Raw genomic sequence first — 16,488 nt, forward strand, 5'->3', positions numbered from 1 at the left:
CAGGGCAAGCGGCGCGGCATGCCCGCATTCGGCCTGCGGCGGCCGGCCTTCGTCACCTTCCTGCAGAACCACGACCAGATCGCCAATTCCGCCGCGGGTTGCGCGTGCACGCGCTGACCGCGCCGGGCCGGCTGCGGGCGATGACGGCGCTGACCCTGCTGGGCCCCGGCACGCCGATGCTGTTCCAGGGGCAGGAGTTCGCCGCCGGCACCCCCTTCCTCTATTTCGCCGACCACAAGCCGGAACTGGCCGAACTGGTCGAAAAGGGCAGGGCGGAGTTCCTGGCCCCAGTTTCCCAGCATCGCCTCCTCGCCGATGCGCGACGGCCTGCCCAAGCCGCAAGCGGAGGAGAGCTTCACCCGCTGCAAGCTGGATCATGGCGAGCGGGAGACGAACGCACATGTCTGGGCGCTGCACCGCGACCTTCTGCGCCTGCGCCGGGAGGACCGGGTCTTCGCCGCCCAGCGTGTCGGCGGGCTGGACGGGGCCGTGCTGGGGGAGGAGGCCTTCGTCCTGCGCATCTTCGGCGAGGAGGAGGGCGACGACCGGCTGCTGCTGGTCAATCTGGGGCGCGACCTGGCCCTGAGGGTTCTGGCGGAGCCGCTGCTCGCGCCGCCGCGGGACGGTGCCTGGACGGTTCTGTGGTCGAGCGAGGAGCCGATCTATGGCGGCTGCGGCACGGCGTCGGTGGAACAGCCGTGCGGCGCGTGGCGGCTTCCGGGGCAAGCCGCCCTGGTTTTGGGCCCGGCGGAGGATTTTCCGACGAAAAGCGACGGCACCGGGGGCAACACAAACCCCCGTCATCGTGGTTTCCAAAGGGTAGGAAACCGAAAGCAGATCGTAGGCTTACCATGGCTGATTTCATTCGCACCCTGTCGCATGACGTGCTGGCCACCGGTCCCGACAGTACGGGAACCCGGGAATGGCTCGTCGCAAACGGCCTCGGCGGCTATGCCTCGGGCGCCGTATCGGGGGCGGTGACCCGGCGCTACCATGGGCTTCTGATCGCGGCGCTGCCCGCTCCGTTGGGTCGGGTGCTGATGTTGAGCCAGCTGAGCGACGTCGTCGTCGACGCCGACGGCCATGAATACTGGCTGAGCAGCCGCGAAGCGAACGGCGACCCGCGGGAGGATGCGCAGACCGCCGCCTTGCAGGAATTCCGCATGGAGGCGGGACTTCCCGTCTGGCGTTTCCGGGCCGGTGGTGCGGTGATCGAGAAGCAGGTCGTCCTGCCGCACGGACAGAACATCGTCCACGTCACCTACCGCGTGCTTGAGGCCAAGGAGCCCGTACAGCTGCGGCTGCGGCCGGTGCTGGCCTTCCGCACGCTGGAATCGGCGGTGGAACCAGCCCTTGGCCGGGGCCTATCGCATCACCGCAGCGGGCCAGCGCTACGAGGTGTCGGCCGGCCCCGACCTGCCGGTGCTGCGCATGGCGATCGAGGGGGGCGACTTCCCGATGACGCTCGACGGCGGCGTTCGCCGTGAAGTCTATTACCGGGTTGAGGACGAGCGCGGCTACCAGGCCCGCGGCTCGCTGTGGACGCCCGGCTATTTCAGCGGCGAGGTCGGGGCCGGACAGAGCATCACCTTCGCCGCCGCGACCGAGGAGTGGTGGCGGCTGGAGGCGCTGCCGCCGACCGACGTGCTGGGGTTCGAGACCGAACGCCGCCGCCGCATCATCCAGAACGCCCATCCCAGCCTGCGGCATGGTGCAATGGCGGAACTGGTGCTGTCCGCCGACAGCTTCCTGTTCGTGCCGGCCGGCCGCGTCGCCGACCAGATGCGGGCGCGGGCCGAGGGGGACGAGGTGCGGACGGTGATCGCCGGCTACCACTGGTTCACCGACTGGGGCCGCGACACGATGATCGCGCTGGAAGGGCTGACGCTGGCCACCGGCCGCCATATGGAGGCGGGCTGGATCCTGCACACATTCGGCCATTACATCCGCGATGGCCTGATCCCCAACATGTTCCCCGACGGCAAGGATCGCGGGCTGTACCACACCGCCGACGCGACGCTGTGGTTCTTCCACGCGCTGCACCGCTATCTGAGCGTCACCGGAGACCGCGACACGTTGCGCCTGCTGCTGCCCAAGCTGCGCGAGGTGATCGACTTCCACCGCCGCGGCACCCGCTTCGGCATCTGCGTCGATCCCAAGGACGGGCTGCTGCGCCAGGGGCAGGAGGGCTACCAGCTGACCTGGATGGACGCCAAGGTGGACGACTGGGTCGTCACGCCGCGGCGGGGAAAGGCGGTGGAGATCAATGCGCTGTGGCACAACGCCCTGCGCCTGATGACCGACTGGCTGCGCGAGGAGGACGGCGAGGCCGCGCCCGGCCGCTGGAGGAGTTGGCCGACCAGGCGCGCGCCTCCTTCAACGCGCGGTTCTGGTGTCCGTCGGCGGGGCACCTGTTCGACGTGGTGGATGGCGAGCATGGCGACGACATCGCCTGCCGGCCCAATCAGATCTTCGCCGTCTCGCTCGACCATCCGGTGCTGGAGCGCGAGCGGTGGGAGCCGGTGGTGGAGACGGTGCGCAAGCACCTGCTGACCCCGGTCGGGCTGCGGTCGCTGGCGCCGGGCTGCCGCGACTACAAGGCGAAGTATTTCGGCGACCTGCGGGCGCGCGACGCCGCCTATCACCAGGGCACCGTCTGGGGCTGGCTGATCGGCCCCTACGTCGATGCGTGGCTGAAGCTGCACCCGCAGGACAAGGAGGGAGCGCGCCGGCTGCTGGAAGGCTTCCTGCCGCATCTGGACGAGGCCGGCATCGGAACCGTCAGCGAGATCTTCGATGCGGAACCCCCCTTCACCCCGCGGGGCTGCATATCCCAGGCCTGGAGCGTGGCGGAGGTGCTGCGCTGTTGGGTGAAGTCCGACGGCTAGGCGGGACAAAGGTGGCGGAGCCGCTTCTTTACCAAGGTCATAGGGCGGCGGACCAAGGTCGCTCCACCCGTAACGATGGTGCAATACCCTTGGAGGCAGTTGTCAACAGGGCACAACCGGGTGTGAAATCCAGGGGCATGGCGGAATGTGACAGATTTCGGTTGACACGCCGGCCAAGCCCCTGGGCTACGAATGGAAGTTTATCGTTAAAGATCAATCGTTTTAACAGGAATGCCTGATTTTTGGGCAAACACCACGGGAGCCTTGAATCGCCTAGTGCGAATCGGGGCTGCCCACGGCTTGCCCACACAGTTATCCACAGCCTCTGTGGAGACCGCGGGTTCTGCCGGCGGCCATGGCTTATGACGTGCCCACACAACCGAACCCATACCTTCGATGTCTGTACTTTAGGCAGGCATGCGGCAAGGGACATGCGCAAGGGGGTAATCGGTTTGGATTTTAGCCAACCCGGAAAAAGCATCCTATAGTTCCCGCACCGGTTCCTTCGGTACCCCGACCAATCCAGTTGGCAATACGGTTGGATGGCCGGTCGGGTGCGGTCGAACGGGCATGTGGAAGAACAGCCAGAACGGAGGTGCCCATGCGGAGCGTTGTGCGAGGCGTCGCCGGCATGCCGTACCCGGCGGTCCGGTCCGCCGCTATCCGGTCTGCGGCGATCCGCTCTGCGGCTGTTCGGTCGGCGACTGTCGGGGCCGATTGGCCGAAGAACGGCGGCGAGAGTGCCGGGCGGCCCCGGCAAGCGGGTACCGTGGCCCTGCTGACCGCCCTTATGGGCCCGTTGCTGGCGGCGTCGGTGCTGGGTGCGCTGATCCTGCATCTGCTGGCCGGTCTGGCGGCGCGGCTTCCCGCCTCCGACGCGTTGGGGGCGCTGTCGATCATGGCCGGAATGGCGATAGTCCTCGTCACCCTGCTGCCCTTCACCCTGCTGTCGGCCAGGCGGGCGCATCGCGCCTGGGCGGACATGCAGGGTACGTTGCGCCGCTGAGCTTCCACCCGATCAGGGTTTTGCCTGAACGGATTATCCCAAAGGCAGGAATCGATTGCCCCCGGCATCGTGCCCGCGTTTAATCGCGGGTATGGACGGCAGGTGGATGGCAGATGGGCGGCACTCGCCCGTTCCCTGGCTGTGCGGGGCGGTTTTCTGGGGGCGCGGGATGGGGCTTTTCGACTTCCTGAAGGTCACGGTGAAGGATCAGAAGCCGGCCAAGCGGCCGGCCGCATGGCGGTCAGTGTCGTAGAGTGCGACGGCAAGAGCTTTCCCATCGTATCGCTGACGCCCAAGGGCTTCGTCGCCCGTGGCTTCGACGGATCGCTGATCGTCGGCCAGAATGCTCGGGTGTCGGTGCGCGTCGACGATCCGGCCGGCAAATTCGCCTTTGCCGCGACCGTCGCGGTGGTGGAGGTGAAGGGGCCCACCTTCGGCGCCACCTGGACGATCCTGCCGCCGGAGGTGGACGGGGCGATCCGGCAATATGCACAGAACCGCAAGCAGCAGGATGCCAAGAGCGCCCGGTAAGGGCACCCGGCAGGGCGCTCCCGCTCCTTACCGGCGGTCGGCCGGGGTGCCGCCGGCGGGCGCCGGCATGCCGGCGTTGATGATCTTCGGCAGGGCCAGATTGCGGGCTCGATCCAACCACTCCGACAATGTGACGAACTCGCAGCCCTTGGCCCGCAGCTCCGCGATCACGCGCGGCAGAGCCTGCGCGGTGCTGGGATAGGTCGAGTGCATCAGGAAGACGTTGCCCGGCATGCCGCCCAGCTTGATCTGGCTGACGATCTTGTCGGCGTTGCGCACCTGCCAGTCGCGCGTATCGACCGACCACAGGACCGACCCCATGCGCTCCTCGCGAGCGACGGCCAGAAGCTCCTCCGAATAGCGGCCGTAGGGCGGGCGGAACAGCACCGGATTGGCGCCGAATTCCCGCAGGATGCGGTTGGTCTCGACGATCTCGTACCGTGCGGCCGCCGCGTCCATCTTGCGCAGGTCGGAGTGGGTCAGGCTGTGATTGCCGATCTCGTGCCCACCGGCGACGAAATCCTGGATCAGTTCGCCCTGTCGCTCGGCGATGCGGCCGACCGGGAAATAGGTGGCGCGCACGCCCTCCCGGTTCAGGATGTCCAGGACCTGCCGGGTCACCGTGCGGTGGCGGCCCATCATCGAAGGTCAGGGCGCAGAGGTTCCAGTTTTTCCTTCTTCAGCGTCGCCGGCATCACGTCATAGCGCGAATCCGGCATCACCGAGCGCAGCCGGCCCTTGCGGCGGCTGTGCTGCTCGATGTCCGCCATCGTGCGGGCGTCTTCCTCGTTGTAGATGATCAGCCCTTCGGCCGGCGGGATGGCGGCGGCGACCGCCGGTGGCGGCGGCGCAGCGGCGCGGCGGCGGCTGAACCGATCGGCGCCAGGACGGAGGTGGTCGTCCCGGACGGCGCCTCCGGCTTGACCGCAGGCTGTGGCTTCGCCTCGGTGGGCGGCGGGGCGGGCGGCGGGGCCGGGCGGCGCCACGGCCACGGTCACGGCCGGCGGCTTGGGCGGCTCGGTCGCCGCAGGTGCCGGTGCGGCGACCATGGCAGCGGCCGGACCCTTGGTGTCGGGAGCGGCGTTGGCGGGAGCGGACTTGGCGGTGGCGGCGGGGAGGGGTTCTGCCTTAGCGGGTGTTGCCTGAGCGGGCGTTGCCGAGGCCGGCGGACGGTCGACGACGAGGCAGCCGAAGCCTGCACCGAGGATGCGGCGGCACAGCACCTTCGGATCGGTCCCGTTGGCGACCTGGGCGTATAGCGCCACGCCCCCGGCCTCGCTCTTGCCGTCCAGCAGCGTGACGGTCGCGGTCAGGCCCGCGGCCAGCTCGGGCTGACGCCGCTGCAGGCTCTTCCAACTCCACCAAGCGTCGCCGTCGCGGGAATAGATGCCGAGTTGCAGAATCGGCCCGTTGGCCGGCTTGTCTTCCGCCTTCGCGGGCGCGGCACTGGATTTCTCCGGCTCCGCCTTGGCGACGGGCGGGCGCTGGGGACGGGTGTCGGGCGCGGCGGCGGCGGGCAGGGCCGGCAGGCCGAGAAGGCAGGCCAGCAGCGCGGCGCTCATCAGGCCGCGGACGGCGCCGGCTGCCCGAACGGGGAAGGCGATGGAGACGGCGTTCGGCCGGAAGATGCGCAACATATCGGTCCCGTCGCTTGGCCCAGCCACAATTTGCGGGACCGCCGGTTGATCGCGGTGCAATATCATCCCAAAGGTATTAATTCAAACGACAAGCGGCCGAATTGGGGCAATTCAGGCGGATTTCGGGCAGGCGTTGCCATTCGGAAACGGTGGGATGCCTTGCGGCCAGCCACGCGGCGCGACCGGCGCACAAGGACGGGACCGGAACCGGCAGGGCCGTGGCGGGGTTCATTAGGGGAAACCCCAGCCGTGAAGGAGAGGACCCGTATGGCCGAGGATTTGGAAAGCCGCATCCGTCGGCGCGCGCATGAGATTTGGGAACGCGAAGGCCGGCCGGAGGGACGTGCCGAAGCCAATTGGGAACTGGCGAGCGAAGAGATCGCGATCCAGGACAATTACCTGGATACGCTGAAGCCCAACCCGGCCGGCGGGCCGGAGGCGACGGCGATGCGGACCGAACCGGTGGAGCCGGTGCTGGCCGTAGCCAACCAGGGCGAACAGCCCGGGCTGGCCGATCAGGGCGACGAGTTCGGCCTGCCCATGCGCGGCGACCGCGAAGCCTGGCCGACGCCTGAGGAAGCGGCCTCTACCGCGGTGCCGCCCAACCGCAGCAAGAAGACCCGCCGCCGGGCGTAGCCGTCACCATCCGGTTGAATGCCCCGGCCGTCAGTCAGGCCGGGGACTTCTCTGCCGCCGCAGGCCCGCCTTCGCAGTGCCCGACTTGTCGACGGGAAAGGCGGCGCGGCCGGTGTCGGCCGGCGGGGCCGCCGGAGCCGGAGCGGCCGCTGGCGCGATGGCCGGCGCGCCGGATCGGGTGCGGACGAGGGAGCCGACGCGGTGGCCGGCGCGTCGTCCAGCCGGTCGTAGATGTCCGGATGCAGGCGGACGGCGCCGTCGGCTTCGACGGTCGCGATCCAAATAGACGAACTGGACCGGCATCGGCGTCGCCAGCTTCACCCATTGCGGCTGCATTCTATCCAGCATGCGGTCGATCCGCGCGGGCGTCACCGTGGTGCCCTGCAGCAGCAGCTCGGCGAGACGTCGCGGGTCCTCCAGCCGGACGCAGCCGGAGCTGATAGAGCGAAGTTCCCGCGAGAACAGGCGCGGCTCGTTGGTGCCGTGCAGATAGATGTCGTAGGGGTTGGTCAGGTTGAAGCGGAAGCGGCCCAGCGCATTGTGGTCGCCCGGCTGCTGGACGATGCGGACCCGTCCGGGGGTGACGCCGTACCAGTCGACCGTCTCCGGAGCCACCTCCTGCCCGTCGAGATAGACGATGGCGTTCTGGATGCCGGGAACCCCCTTGGCCCGCAGCATCGGCAGCTTGTCTTCCTTCAGGATGGTGGGCGGCACGGTCCAGGTCGGGTTGACGATGATGTGGGTGATGCGATCGGTCAGCAGCGGCGTCTCGCGCGACGGCCGGCCGACGATGGCGCGCATCGTCAGCTCCTCCTCCCCGCCGCGGACCAGCGTGGTGGTCTGGTCGGTCAGGTTCACCACCAGCACATCGTCCGGAGCGGTGTCGCGGAAGCTGCGCATGGCCGCCGCGCTCTGCCGCATCAGGCTTGCCGCTTCGGCCGGCGTGCGGTCCAGCGCGGCACGGGTGCCGGCGCCGACCAGCCCGTCCGGCTTCATCCGCTGCGAAAGCTGGAAGGCCCTTCACCGCGTGGTCGACGTCCGTCGTGAAGGTGTCGGACAGCTTGTCGGCCGGCAGCAAGCCGAGTTCCAACAGTCTCTTGGACAGACGGGCGACCCGCTCCCCTCGGCTTCCCAGCTTGATCGTCCCGCCTTCGCCGATGCGGGTGGAGACCTGGGCGGGAGCGCGGTCGAGTTCCGTAGCGGCGCCGTCCAGCCGGTCGGCCCATTGGGTCAGCGTGTCGCGGTAGGGCAGGGCGTCCGCCGACGCCGGTCCGAGCAGCGCCAGCGCCGTTGCGGCAGCCATGGCCATGACGGCCAGCTTGCGGGGCTTGCGGAGGTCTGCGGATACGGTCATGTCGGAACCCTCTGTCGCGGCGGGCCTGTTGCATCGGAAGGGGTGCGGCGCGGCCCTTATGATCAATTTATGCAACGCAATAATGGAAGGCGAGGCGTACGGCGCGAAATCTGCGCGAACACTCGTCCAGTGTGGCTTTCCCGTCGCCGTCCTATGACCTCGTCTATGCAATAAGGTCACAGTGCAAAATTTTTTGATTGCCTCGGCCGATGACCTTCCCTATACGAATAGCCGTTCGGAGACGCTTCCCGCCAGACGGAGCGCTCCGAAACAGCGTTGGTTACAAGGTTTACACCTAACGTGGGCGCCAAGCGACCCGCCAGACGCCAAACGGCCACATCGTAGAACGGCCAAAACGCAAAACGACGAGGTTCGGGGATGCTTTTGGGGGATGACGAGCGTGCCGCTCCGGCCATGGGGCGGCGCGGGTTCCTGGGTTTTGCCGCCGCGGCGGTGTCTGCGGCCGTTCCGGTCGCATCGGGGATGGTGACGAGCGTCGCGGCCAGGGTCGTGACGGGTGGCGTGGTGACAGGCGTAACGGCTGCTCCGGTCCTTCTGGGATCGGGTTCGGCCGAAGCGGCGCCTCTGGCCGGCGGTGTCCGGCGCCTCAGCCTCCACAACATCAACACCAACGAGCGCTTCGACGGTGTGTATTGGGCCGATGGCCATTACAGGCCCGATGCCCTGCGCAAACTGGACGTGCTCCTGCGCGACCACCGTGCCAAGCAGGTCTGCCATTACGACCCGCGCCTGTTCGATTTGCTCGCCCGCGTGCACCAGAGCGTCGGGTCCGACGACCCCTTCGAAGTGATCTGCGGCTTTCCGCTCCCGCCGCACCAATGCAATGGCGCGCCGCCGGTCGCGCGGGGTGGCGAAGGAAAGCTACCATACCCGCGGCATGGCCATCGACATCCGCCTTCCCGACACGCAGCTGCGCGCCATTTCCGAGACGGCGAAGGCCATGCAGGGCGGCGGCGTCGGCTTCTACCCGCGCAGCGGTTTCGTCCACCTCGACGTCGGCCCCGTGCGCAGCTGGTAAGGTCGCGCTCCAGCGCTCGCGTCCTGCCGATTTTGAGCAGTCGAACTGAAAAGCCCCGCATCAGGCGATGCGGGGCTTTTCGTATAGGGCGACTGCGAAGACTCACCGCATAGGCGAAACTGGCAACGGCCTTCTTTCGTCAACTGCGGGGCGACGGCTTGGACGCGCGGAGGATGTCGGTCGGGTCCCACACCGCACCATGGCGGCGCCGCTTCCCCTTGCCTTTGCCCGATGTATCGGCCGATCCGGCCGCTTTGATCCGCGGCGTGTCACTGCGGACCGCCCGACTCGCAGCGCGGGTTCCATCCGCCTCGATCATCGTGCCTGTGGTCGCGCTGCTCCAGCCATCACTCTGACCGGTGTCGCCTGACGGCGGAGCGCCATCGAGGGACGGCGGTTCGCCATCATCGTCGCCATCCTCGCCGGGTCCCTCCGGTGGTTCCCTGATTTCTGGGGAAATCGCCGAGAGCAGCGACAGCAGTTCGTCCGACACATGAGAGGGAGCGGCACGCCACAGGCGCAGCAGTCGCGCCTCGCGCCGGCTGATCTGCGTGTCGCTGTCGTCGGATTCCTCGAAGCCGCGGCGGCGGCGTGATGCATCGGGATCGTTGTAGGTGTCGAAGAAGAAACTGACCGGAACGTCCAGGACTTGGCCCAGGCGATAAAGAGTTCCGGCGGAAATGCGGTTGGATCCGCGTTCGTATTTCTGGACCTGCTGAAAGGTCAGGCCGATGGCCTCGCCCAGCTTTTCCTGGCTCATCCCCAGCAAGGTCCGGCGCATCCGCACGCGCTGCCCGACATGGGCATCCACAGACCAGGACTCCGGCGATCCGCGTCGTCCTCTTTTGCGCGCCGTCGGTTCACTCATGTCCATTGGTCTCCGATAGCCAGTCTTCCATCGCCTCTCTTTGCGAGAATGAAAAGATTGTTTGCACGTTCTTTTCCCATTTTCAAGAGAAAACTTTTGAATATTGGTATATGGGCACCATATTCCGATAGGTATCCGTGGTGTAGAAACATTCGTAGGAGTTGCTTTGTTACAGCTTTGAATTATTTCCGGCGTTGCCAGAGTCAATTCCGCAAACGCTTTGTCCACACCCTACACCCATCCCTTGGCGGAAATCTCCGTGTCTTTCGACTCACCCAGTGGTTGGATCGATAGCTTACGAAATTCAGACGTCAACCGTTCGAAACCAGACGGGATTAAAGCTGCTACAAATGGTGATGGCAAACCTTCTGGTTGCGGCAAATAATCATGCGCAAGCAGAGCAATCTTTCATATGAGTCAGGCCGATACAAGACGTCACGCGCCGCCGTGTTCAGAGCAAAGGGCTGAATCGTTGGCCAGGGAAGCGTTAATAGATAATTAACCATATCAACCGGCCCTGCTGAGAGGGTTCCGGCTCCGGATTCACCGGCGTTCCGGCCGTGATGCGTGACTATCCGTATCGGCCTTGGCGACGTCCTTCGTTCGGACAGGCGTCGGCGCAGCGGCGGTGCCGGGCGCCCAAGGCCCGCCGGGGGCGGCGAACGCCTCCACATGGTCGCGCAGCTTCTGGACCTGGGAAGGCGTGACGCTGCGCCCGAAGCGCGACTTCAACAGGGCCGCGAGCGCCCCCCGTGTCGGCCGGTCGTCGCCGGACGAGAGGGTGCGATAGACGACGAAGGCCTCGGCATAGAGCCGGACGCGTTCCGGCCGGCGGCGCAACTGCATGGCCTGCGCGTCGGTGCTCCGTTCGAGATGAAGCGTCAGGCGCCGGGCGGCCTCGGCCTCGGTCAGGTCGGGCAGGGGAACCGCAGGGAAGCCGGGCGGTTCGGGACGGCCTATGGACTCGCGCAGACGGCGTCGGCGCTGGCGCTCGCGGTCGCCGGCGCGCAGCCGCTCGGCATAGGCGGGATCGGCCGCGCGGCGTTCGGTTCGGTTGCGGTTGGAGCGCGCTGCACGCTCGGCCTCGCGCGCTCTCGCCGCCGGATCGCGCAGAAGGAAGGCGAGTTCTTCCGCGGTCAGCCGATGCTCCTCCTCCGGTGCGGGGAGGGGAGGGGCGGGAGGGGGATCGTCGGTGCCGCCGTCGCTGTCCATTTGGGGGCAACGTTCCGCTTCCGCTTCCTGTTCCACCGATGCCGCTCTTTCCATGCGGCGCCACGAATGGTGCCCCGCATGGAGTATGAGGGAGATTTCATGTCCGGGCGCCGCCCCGCCCGTGCTAGACAGGGCCGGACTTATCCGGGCCGGCGCCCCGCCGCATCCGGCCAGAGTCTTGTGCCCCGTGCCATTGTGGAATCAGACCGACCATGACCCCCCGGCAAGCCCTTCAGCAGCGCCTTGCGGCCCTGGATGCCCATCTGCGCGCGGAAAACCCCAACCTGCTGCCGGTCCTCCCGACCTTCCGTGCCTTCGACCGGATCCTGGCCGGGCTGGGTCTGATCGACCGTCATGAATCGCTGACCACCCGCATTCCCTGGTGGCCGATGGTCGCGGTGCTCGGCACCTTCTCGGCCGGCAAGTCGACCTTCCTCAACGGCTATCTCGGCGAGACCCTGCAGAACACCGGCAACCAGGCGGTCGACGACAAGTTCACGGTGATCTGCCACGGGCCGGAGACGCGGAAGGAGGCGCTGCCGGGCACCGCGCTGAACGCCGACCCGCGCTTTCCCTTCTACCGCATCGCCGACGAGATCGAGAAGGTGGCGGCCGGCGAAGGCAAGCGGATCGACAATTACCTGCAGTTGAAGACGCTGGCCGGGCCGCGCACCAAGGGCAAGATCTTCATCGATTCGCCCGGTTTCGATGCCGACGACCAGCGCCGCTCGGTCCTGCGGCTGGTCGACCATATCGTCGAGCTGTCGGACCTCGTGCTGGTCTTCTTCGATGCCCGCCATCCCGAACCGGGCGCCATGCAGGACACGCTGCGACATCTGGTCGCCAAGACGGTGAACCGCGCCGACGCCCGCAAGGTCTGCTACATCCTGAACCAGGTCGACACCACGGCCAAGGAAGACAATCTGGAGGCGGTGTTCGGCGCCTGGCAGCGGGCGATCGCCCAGGCCGGGCTGGTGTCGGGCCGTTTCTACGCCATCTACGACCAGCGCTCCGCCGTCGCCATCGAGGACGACGGCCGCCGTGCCCGCTACGAGGCGCGGCGCGACCACGATCTTGCCGAACTCCACACCCGCATCAACGAGGTGGAGGTCGCGCGGGCCTACCGCATCATCGGCTCCATCGACAGCCTGACCAAGGAGCTGGAGGGCGAGGTGATCCCCAAGCTGCGCGAGGCGATGGCGGCATGGCGCCGGCGGGTGCTGATCGGCGACGCGGTGTGGGGCGTGCTTCTTCTGGTGCTGCTGGGAACCGTCGTGCAGACGATGGGCGGTGGATTCGGCGCCTTGCTCGGCTGGCTGTTCGACAACCCCGACGGTGGCGTGCCTCTGCGCGTGGTCGGCGCCGCGGTGATTCTCGGCGGGCTGTTCCTGGCCGGCCACTTCAAAATCCGGCAATTCTTCGCCGGCCGCGTCGCCGCGGGCTTGGACGAACGGTTCGGCGACGTCGACCTGAACCTGCGGCAGGCCTTCCTCGTCAGCACCCGCTTCTTCCGCTCGATCTTCGCCAAGCAGCCGGCAGGCTGGGGCGGCAGGGCGCGCAAGGCGATCTTCGCCATCCGCGAGGCCACGGCGGTGCATGTCCAGCGCATCAACGACCTCTACACCGACCCGGCCGGCCGCCGCGCGCGGGAGGCTGCTTCCACCCCCGCCACCGCCGCGGAGTGACCGCGGAACGCCGGCCGCTCTTTACAGGATCACGGAAAGGCCGTTAGATCCCTGGTCCTTGCGGGCGACGACCAACGGTCCGCGACGGGGCGGGAGAGGGCAGGAATGGGCGTTCGACTGGCGGGCGGAAAGGTCGCGGAGAGGGCCGGCGCTGCCGTGCGGGCACTCATGCTGGCCGTCGTTCCGGCTGTGGTGCTGCTGCTCGCCGTGCCGACCGCCGGGCAGGCGCTCGAATCCGCAACCGAGCCGGCTCCGGCCCCCTACACCGGCCTCGACCTGGTGACCGGCGGCGACTACGCGCCCTATACGGGAGAGGAACTGCCGGGCGGCGGGCTGGTGACCGATCTGGTCCGCCGGGCCTTCGCGGTGTCCGGCCGCCACTACGATGTTCGGTTCATGCCGTGGAAGCGCGGATATGACGGGGTGGTCGCCGGGCGTTTCCTGGCCACCTTTCCCTATGTCCGCACGCCGGAACGCGAGCAGGAGGTGCTGTTCTCCGACCCGGTGATCGAGGTGCGGCAGTTCGTCTACATGTCGAACCGTACGGCGATGGCCTTTGACGGGCGGCTGGTGAGCGGCCCCCGCGGCCTGGAGGGGTTCCGCGGCCGGACCGTTTGCCAAGCGGTGGGCTATGCCCTGCCGCCGGAGCTGGAAGCGCTGGTCGGGCAGGGGCAGCTGGCGCGGCAGACGCCGTCCGACCTGGGGGCCTGCGTGCGCATGGTGGCGACCGGGCGGGCCGATGCCCTCGTCATCGACGAGTACAGCGCCGCCGCCGCCATCGCCCGATCCGGACTGGCGGACGACATCCGGGTTTCGGACCACCCCTATGCCGTCGTTACCCTCCATCTGGTGATCGGGCGCGCCACGCCGGGAGCCGAGACGACGCTCGCCGCCTTCAACGACGGGCTCAAGGCGTTGAAGGCGCAGGGCGTCTACCGCGAACTGCTGTCCGGTCACACCGTTCCGCCACCCCCCTGAGCCCCGGCGGTTCGCCGGCGCGGACGGGATGGGCGCGAAGCGGGCCGGCGCCCATGCCACGCTTTTCCGCGCCCAAGACCCGCGTCGCCATGGACAGGACGGTGCTTCGTGCTATAAACGCGCGGTTTCGATCATGGGAAAAGGGGCGCGGACCGTGGCCATCGACGCGTCGATTCTGGTCCTCAACGGGCCGAACCTCAACATGCTGGGCGTGCGGGAGCCGCAAATCTACGGGTCGATGACCCTGGACGATCTGGAGGCCGCCTGCCACGAGCGTGCCGACACGCTGGGTCTGACCGTGGATTTCCGGCAATCCAACCACGAAGGCGAACTGGTCTCGTGGATTCAGCAGGCCCGCACGGAGAATGACGGCATCGTCATCAACGCCGGCGCCTACACCCACACCTCGGTCGCGATCATGGACAGTCTGATCCTGTCGGAACTGCCGGTGATCGAGGTCCATCTGTCGAACATCTTCAAGCGCGAGCCGGTCCGCCATCACTCCTACATCTCGCCGGTGGCGAGGGGGATGATCTGCGGGTTCGGGCCGCACGGGTATCTTCTGGCGCTGGACGCCATCGCGAACATCATCGACCGCGATTAAGGAAACGGGAACGACTGACATCATGGCGAGCTTCGACATCGACGGCGATCTGGTCCGCAAGCTGGCGGACCTCCTGCGTGAGACGGGCTTGAGCGAGATCGAGTTCGCCGAGGGCGAAAAGCGCATCCGCGTCACCCGCCCGACCGCCGCCCAGACGGTCGCCGTCCAGGCCGCCCCGGTCCTGGCGGCCGCACCGGTCGCCGCCGCGGCGGCTCCGGCGGGCAAGCCGGCGAGCCATCCGGGCGCGGTGACCTCGCCGATGGTCGGCACCGCCTATCTGGCGGCCGAGCCGGGCGGCACGCCCTTCGTCCGTCCGGGCGACGTGGTCAAGGCCGGCCAGACCATCATGATCATCGAGGCGATGAAGGTCATGAACCCGATCAAGGCCCCGCGCGGCGGCACCGTCGCCGAGGTGCTGGTGTCCGACGCCCAGCCGGTCGAATTCGGCGAAGTTCTCCTCATCATCGAGTAAGCGGGGCATTCCCTTGGCGATGTTCGAAAAGGTCCTGATCGCGAACCGTGGTGAGATTGCGCTCCGCATCCACCGCGCCTGCCGCGAGATGGGGATCCAGACCGTGGCGGTGCATTCCACCGCCGACGCCGACGCCATGCACGTCCGCCTCGCCGACGAGAGCGTGTGCATCGGTCCGGCGTCTGCGCGCGAGAGCTACCTCAACATCCCGGCCATCCTGTCGGCGGCGTCGATCACCAATGCCGACGCCATCCATCCCGGCATCGGCTTCCTGTCCGAAAACGCCCAGTTCGCGGAGATGGTGGAGGAGCACGGCTTCACCTTCATCGGCCCGACGCCGGAGCATATCCGGATCATGGGCGACAAGGTCACCGCCAAGAAGACGGTGATGGAGCAGGGTCTGCCGGTGGTGCCCGGCTCCGACGGCCCGGTGACGACGCTGGAAGAGGCCGAGAAGGTCGCCCACGAGACCGGCTATCCGGTGCTGATCAAGGCGGCGGCCGGCGGCGGCGGGAAGGGCATGAAGGTCGCCCGCAACCCCGACCAGCTGAAGGAAGCCTATCAGCTGGCCCGCGGCGAGGCGCGCGCGGCCTTCGGCAACGACGAGGTCTATCTGGAGAAGTATCTCGGCCATCCGCGGCACATCGAGATCCAGCTCCTGGGCGACACCCACGGCGCCTGCGTGCATTTCGGCGAGCGCGACTGCTCCGTCCAGCGCCGGCACCAGAAGGTGATCGAGGAGGCGCCGAGCCCTGCCCTGAACGCCGAGCAGCGCGAGTATATCGGCGCCCTGGCGGCCAAGACCGCGGCGGCCATCGGCTACCGCGGCGTCGGCACGATGGAGTTCCTGTTCGAGGACGGGCAGTTCTATTTCATCGAAATGAACACCCGCCTGCAGGTGGAACACACCATCACCGAGATGATCACCGGCATCGATCTGGTCCGCGAGCAGATCCGCGTCGCCGCCGGTGCGCCGCTGGGCTACGGCCAGTCGGACATCCGTTTCGAAGGCCACGCCATCGAGTGCCGCGTGAACGCCGAGAATCCGGAGACCTTCATGCCGTCACCGGGCAAGATCGACGGCTACCACGCGCCGGGCGGCCTGGGCGTCCGCGTCGATTCGGCGCTGTATGACGGCTACCGCGTGCCGTCGCATTACGACAGCCTGATCGCCAAGCTGGTCGTCCACGGCACCACCCGCAACGAGTGCCTGATGCGGCTGCGCCGTTCGATCGAGGAGTATGTGATCGGCGGCATCCAGACCACGCTGCCGCTGCATGACCGCATCATCGCCCAGCAGGCCTTCATCGACGGCAATTACGACATCCATTGGCTGGAACAGCTGATGGCGAAATCCTGACCAGCTGCCGGGTCCGACTGTATAGCGGTAGATACTGCGACAATCCGTCGCGGTTCTGAAGCCCCTCCCTCAAGTCGAGAGAGGGGCTTTTTCTTTATAAGATCTTTCTTTTAAAAGAGAGCCGCCACCCTAGGGGTCTGGTTGATATTTTGCATTTTAGGAATCTCGCCGGTTTCTTGCGTTTTTATTCGCAAACTGCGAGGCCGGCTGCATTTTCC

The 16,488-nt window shown here is 67.3% G+C and carries 15 protein-coding genes and 4 pseudogenes; 14 read left to right on the plus strand and 5 right to left on the minus strand.

The window, feature by feature from the left end; all coding sequences use genetic code 11:
• Positions 1 to 315 precede the first annotated feature (315 nt).
• From F1643_RS23150 to F1643_RS13395, 6 genes and pseudogenes are all read left to right on the plus strand, one after another.
• The gene (locus F1643_RS23150; RefSeq protein ID WP_255542752.1) at positions 316 to 981 is read left to right on the plus strand and encodes a DUF3459 domain-containing protein; all 666 of its coding nucleotides are present in this window, start codon (positions 316 to 318) and stop codon (positions 979 to 981) included.
• Positions 978 to 1,487: pseudogene (locus F1643_RS23155) on the plus strand (glycogen debranching enzyme N-terminal domain-containing protein); the annotation flags it as partial. The gene F1643_RS23150 and the pseudogene F1643_RS23155, both read left to right, overlap by 4 nt.
• Positions 1,432 to 2,268, plus strand: a pseudogene (locus F1643_RS23160) (amylo-alpha-1,6-glucosidase); the annotation flags it as partial. The pseudogenes F1643_RS23155 and F1643_RS23160, both read left to right, overlap by 56 nt.
• 5 nt (positions 2,269 to 2,273) lie before the next feature.
• Complete coding sequence (locus F1643_RS23165; RefSeq protein ID WP_370540586.1) at positions 2,274 to 2,888, plus strand: amylo-alpha-1,6-glucosidase; 615 nt, start codon at positions 2,274 to 2,276, stop codon at positions 2,886 to 2,888.
• A 601-nt stretch (positions 2,889 to 3,489) separates the two neighbouring features.
• A complete protein-coding gene (locus F1643_RS13390) occupies positions 3,490 to 3,894 on the plus strand; it encodes a hypothetical protein (protein WP_194913677.1) in 405 nt (134 codons plus the stop codon).
• Between the two features lie 234 nt (positions 3,895 to 4,128).
• A complete protein-coding gene (locus F1643_RS13395) occupies positions 4,129 to 4,425 on the plus strand; it encodes a hypothetical protein (protein WP_255542740.1) in 297 nt (98 codons plus the stop codon).
• A 27-nt stretch (positions 4,426 to 4,452) separates the two neighbouring features.
• Here the strand turns inward: F1643_RS13395 and F1643_RS23170 are convergent, their stop codons facing one another.
• Together F1643_RS23170 and F1643_RS23175 are read right to left on the minus strand one after the other, a co-directional pair.
• The gene (locus F1643_RS23170) at positions 4,453 to 5,067 is read right to left on the minus strand and encodes a polysaccharide deacetylase family protein (RefSeq protein ID WP_255542741.1); all 615 of its coding nucleotides are present in this window, start codon (positions 5,065 to 5,067) and stop codon (positions 4,453 to 4,455) included.
• The gene (locus F1643_RS23175) at positions 5,064 to 6,062 is read right to left on the minus strand and encodes a hypothetical protein (protein ID WP_255542742.1); all 999 of its coding nucleotides are present in this window, start codon (positions 6,060 to 6,062) and stop codon (positions 5,064 to 5,066) included. The genes F1643_RS23170 and F1643_RS23175 overlap by 4 nt, the downstream gene beginning before the upstream one ends.
• Before the next feature lie 267 nt (positions 6,063 to 6,329).
• Here F1643_RS23175 and F1643_RS13405 point away from each other — a divergent pair, with 267 nt between their 5' ends.
• Positions 6,330 to 6,698, plus strand: coding sequence for a DUF2934 domain-containing protein (locus F1643_RS13405; RefSeq protein WP_194913678.1), 369 nt, complete (start codon positions 6,330 to 6,332; stop codon positions 6,696 to 6,698).
• Positions 6,699 to 6,728: 30 nt separating this feature from the next.
• On the opposite strand, the gene F1643_RS13410 is transcribed toward F1643_RS13405, so the two are convergent.
• Complete coding sequence (locus F1643_RS13410; RefSeq protein WP_255542743.1) at positions 6,729 to 7,694, minus strand: L,D-transpeptidase family protein; 966 nt, start codon at positions 7,692 to 7,694, stop codon at positions 6,729 to 6,731.
• 841 nt (positions 7,695 to 8,535) lie between these two features.
• On the opposite strand from F1643_RS13410, the pseudogene F1643_RS23180 reads away from it, so the two are divergent.
• Together F1643_RS23180 and F1643_RS23185 are read left to right on the plus strand one after the other, a co-directional pair.
• Positions 8,536 to 8,805: pseudogene (locus tag F1643_RS23180) on the plus strand (DUF882 domain-containing protein); the annotation flags it as partial.
• Positions 8,806 to 8,896: 91 nt separating this feature from the next.
• Complete coding sequence (locus F1643_RS23185; RefSeq protein WP_255542744.1) at positions 8,897 to 9,091, plus strand: DUF882 domain-containing protein; 195 nt, start codon at positions 8,897 to 8,899, stop codon at positions 9,089 to 9,091.
• Between the two features lie 606 nt (positions 9,092 to 9,697).
• Here F1643_RS23185 and F1643_RS13420 read toward each other — a convergent pair.
• Together F1643_RS13420 and F1643_RS13425 are read right to left on the minus strand one after the other, a co-directional pair.
• Positions 9,698 to 9,959: pseudogene (locus tag F1643_RS13420) on the minus strand (helix-turn-helix domain-containing protein); the annotation flags it as partial.
• 543 nt (positions 9,960 to 10,502) lie between these two features.
• Positions 10,503 to 11,171, minus strand: coding sequence for a hypothetical protein (locus F1643_RS13425; protein ID WP_194913681.1), 669 nt, complete (start codon positions 11,169 to 11,171; stop codon positions 10,503 to 10,505).
• 212 nt (positions 11,172 to 11,383) lie between these two features.
• Between F1643_RS13425 and F1643_RS13430 the strand changes: the two genes are divergently transcribed.
• From F1643_RS13430 to accC, 5 genes are all read left to right on the plus strand, one after another.
• Positions 11,384 to 12,856 carry a dynamin family protein gene (locus tag F1643_RS13430; RefSeq protein ID WP_194913683.1) on the plus strand — a complete coding sequence of 491 codons (1,473 nt, stop codon included), beginning with the start codon at positions 11,384 to 11,386 and terminating at the stop codon, positions 12,854 to 12,856.
• 105 nt (positions 12,857 to 12,961) lie between these two features.
• Positions 12,962 to 13,834, plus strand: a complete 873-nt coding sequence (locus tag F1643_RS13435) for an ABC transporter substrate-binding protein (protein ID WP_194913685.1) — start codon at positions 12,962 to 12,964, stop codon at positions 13,832 to 13,834.
• A 154-nt stretch (positions 13,835 to 13,988) separates the two neighbouring features.
• Complete coding sequence (aroQ, locus tag F1643_RS13440) at positions 13,989 to 14,438, plus strand: type II 3-dehydroquinate dehydratase (RefSeq protein ID WP_012973695.1); 450 nt, start codon at positions 13,989 to 13,991, stop codon at positions 14,436 to 14,438.
• 22 nt (positions 14,439 to 14,460) lie between these two features.
• Positions 14,461 to 14,910: an acetyl-CoA carboxylase biotin carboxyl carrier protein gene (accB, locus tag F1643_RS13445; RefSeq protein WP_194913687.1), complete on the plus strand. Its 450-nt coding sequence runs from the start codon at positions 14,461 to 14,463 to the stop codon at positions 14,908 to 14,910.
• Between the two features lie 19 nt (positions 14,911 to 14,929).
• Positions 14,930 to 16,270 (plus strand): acetyl-CoA carboxylase biotin carboxylase subunit, encoded by a 1,341-nt coding sequence (accC, locus tag F1643_RS13450; RefSeq protein ID WP_194913689.1) that lies wholly within the window; start codon positions 14,930 to 14,932, stop codon positions 16,268 to 16,270.
• Positions 16,271 to 16,488: the final 218 nt, after the last annotated feature.

The organism is Azospirillum sp. INR13, assembly GCF_015390205.1.
Classification (GTDB): domain Bacteria; phylum Pseudomonadota; class Alphaproteobacteria; order Azospirillales; family Azospirillaceae; genus Azospirillum.

Coding starts and splice junctions, on each gene's coding strand:
- F1643_RS23185 (WP_255542744.1), top strand. CDS start 8,897: ATGGCGCGCCGCCGGTCGCGCGGGGTGGCGAAGGAAAGCTACCATACC.
- F1643_RS13425 (WP_194913681.1), bottom strand. CDS start 11,171: ATGGACAGCGACGGCGGCACCGACGATCCCCCTCCCGCCCCTCCCCTC.
- F1643_RS13430 (WP_194913683.1), top strand. CDS start 11,384: ATGACCCCCCGGCAAGCCCTTCAGCAGCGCCTTGCGGCCCTGGATGCC.
- accB (WP_194913687.1), top strand. CDS start 14,461: ATGGCGAGCTTCGACATCGACGGCGATCTGGTCCGCAAGCTGGCGGAC.
- F1643_RS23170 (WP_255542741.1), bottom strand. CDS start 5,067: ATGATGGGCCGCCACCGCACGGTGACCCGGCAGGTCCTGGACATCCTG.
- F1643_RS13405 (WP_194913678.1), top strand. CDS start 6,330: ATGGCCGAGGATTTGGAAAGCCGCATCCGTCGGCGCGCGCATGAGATT.
- F1643_RS23150 (WP_255542752.1), top strand. CDS start 316: ATGCGCGACGGCCTGCCCAAGCCGCAAGCGGAGGAGAGCTTCACCCGC.
- F1643_RS13435 (WP_194913685.1), top strand. CDS start 12,962: ATGGGCGTTCGACTGGCGGGCGGAAAGGTCGCGGAGAGGGCCGGCGCT.
- F1643_RS13410 (WP_255542743.1), bottom strand. CDS start 7,694: ATGAAGCCGGACGGGCTGGTCGGCGCCGGCACCCGTGCCGCGCTGGAC.
- accC (WP_194913689.1), top strand. CDS start 14,930: ATGTTCGAAAAGGTCCTGATCGCGAACCGTGGTGAGATTGCGCTCCGC.
- F1643_RS13390 (WP_194913677.1), top strand. CDS start 3,490: ATGCGGAGCGTTGTGCGAGGCGTCGCCGGCATGCCGTACCCGGCGGTC.
- F1643_RS13395 (WP_255542740.1), top strand. CDS start 4,129: ATGGCGGTCAGTGTCGTAGAGTGCGACGGCAAGAGCTTTCCCATCGTA.
- F1643_RS23175 (WP_255542742.1), bottom strand. CDS start 6,062: ATGTTGCGCATCTTCCGGCCGAACGCCGTCTCCATCGCCTTCCCCGTT.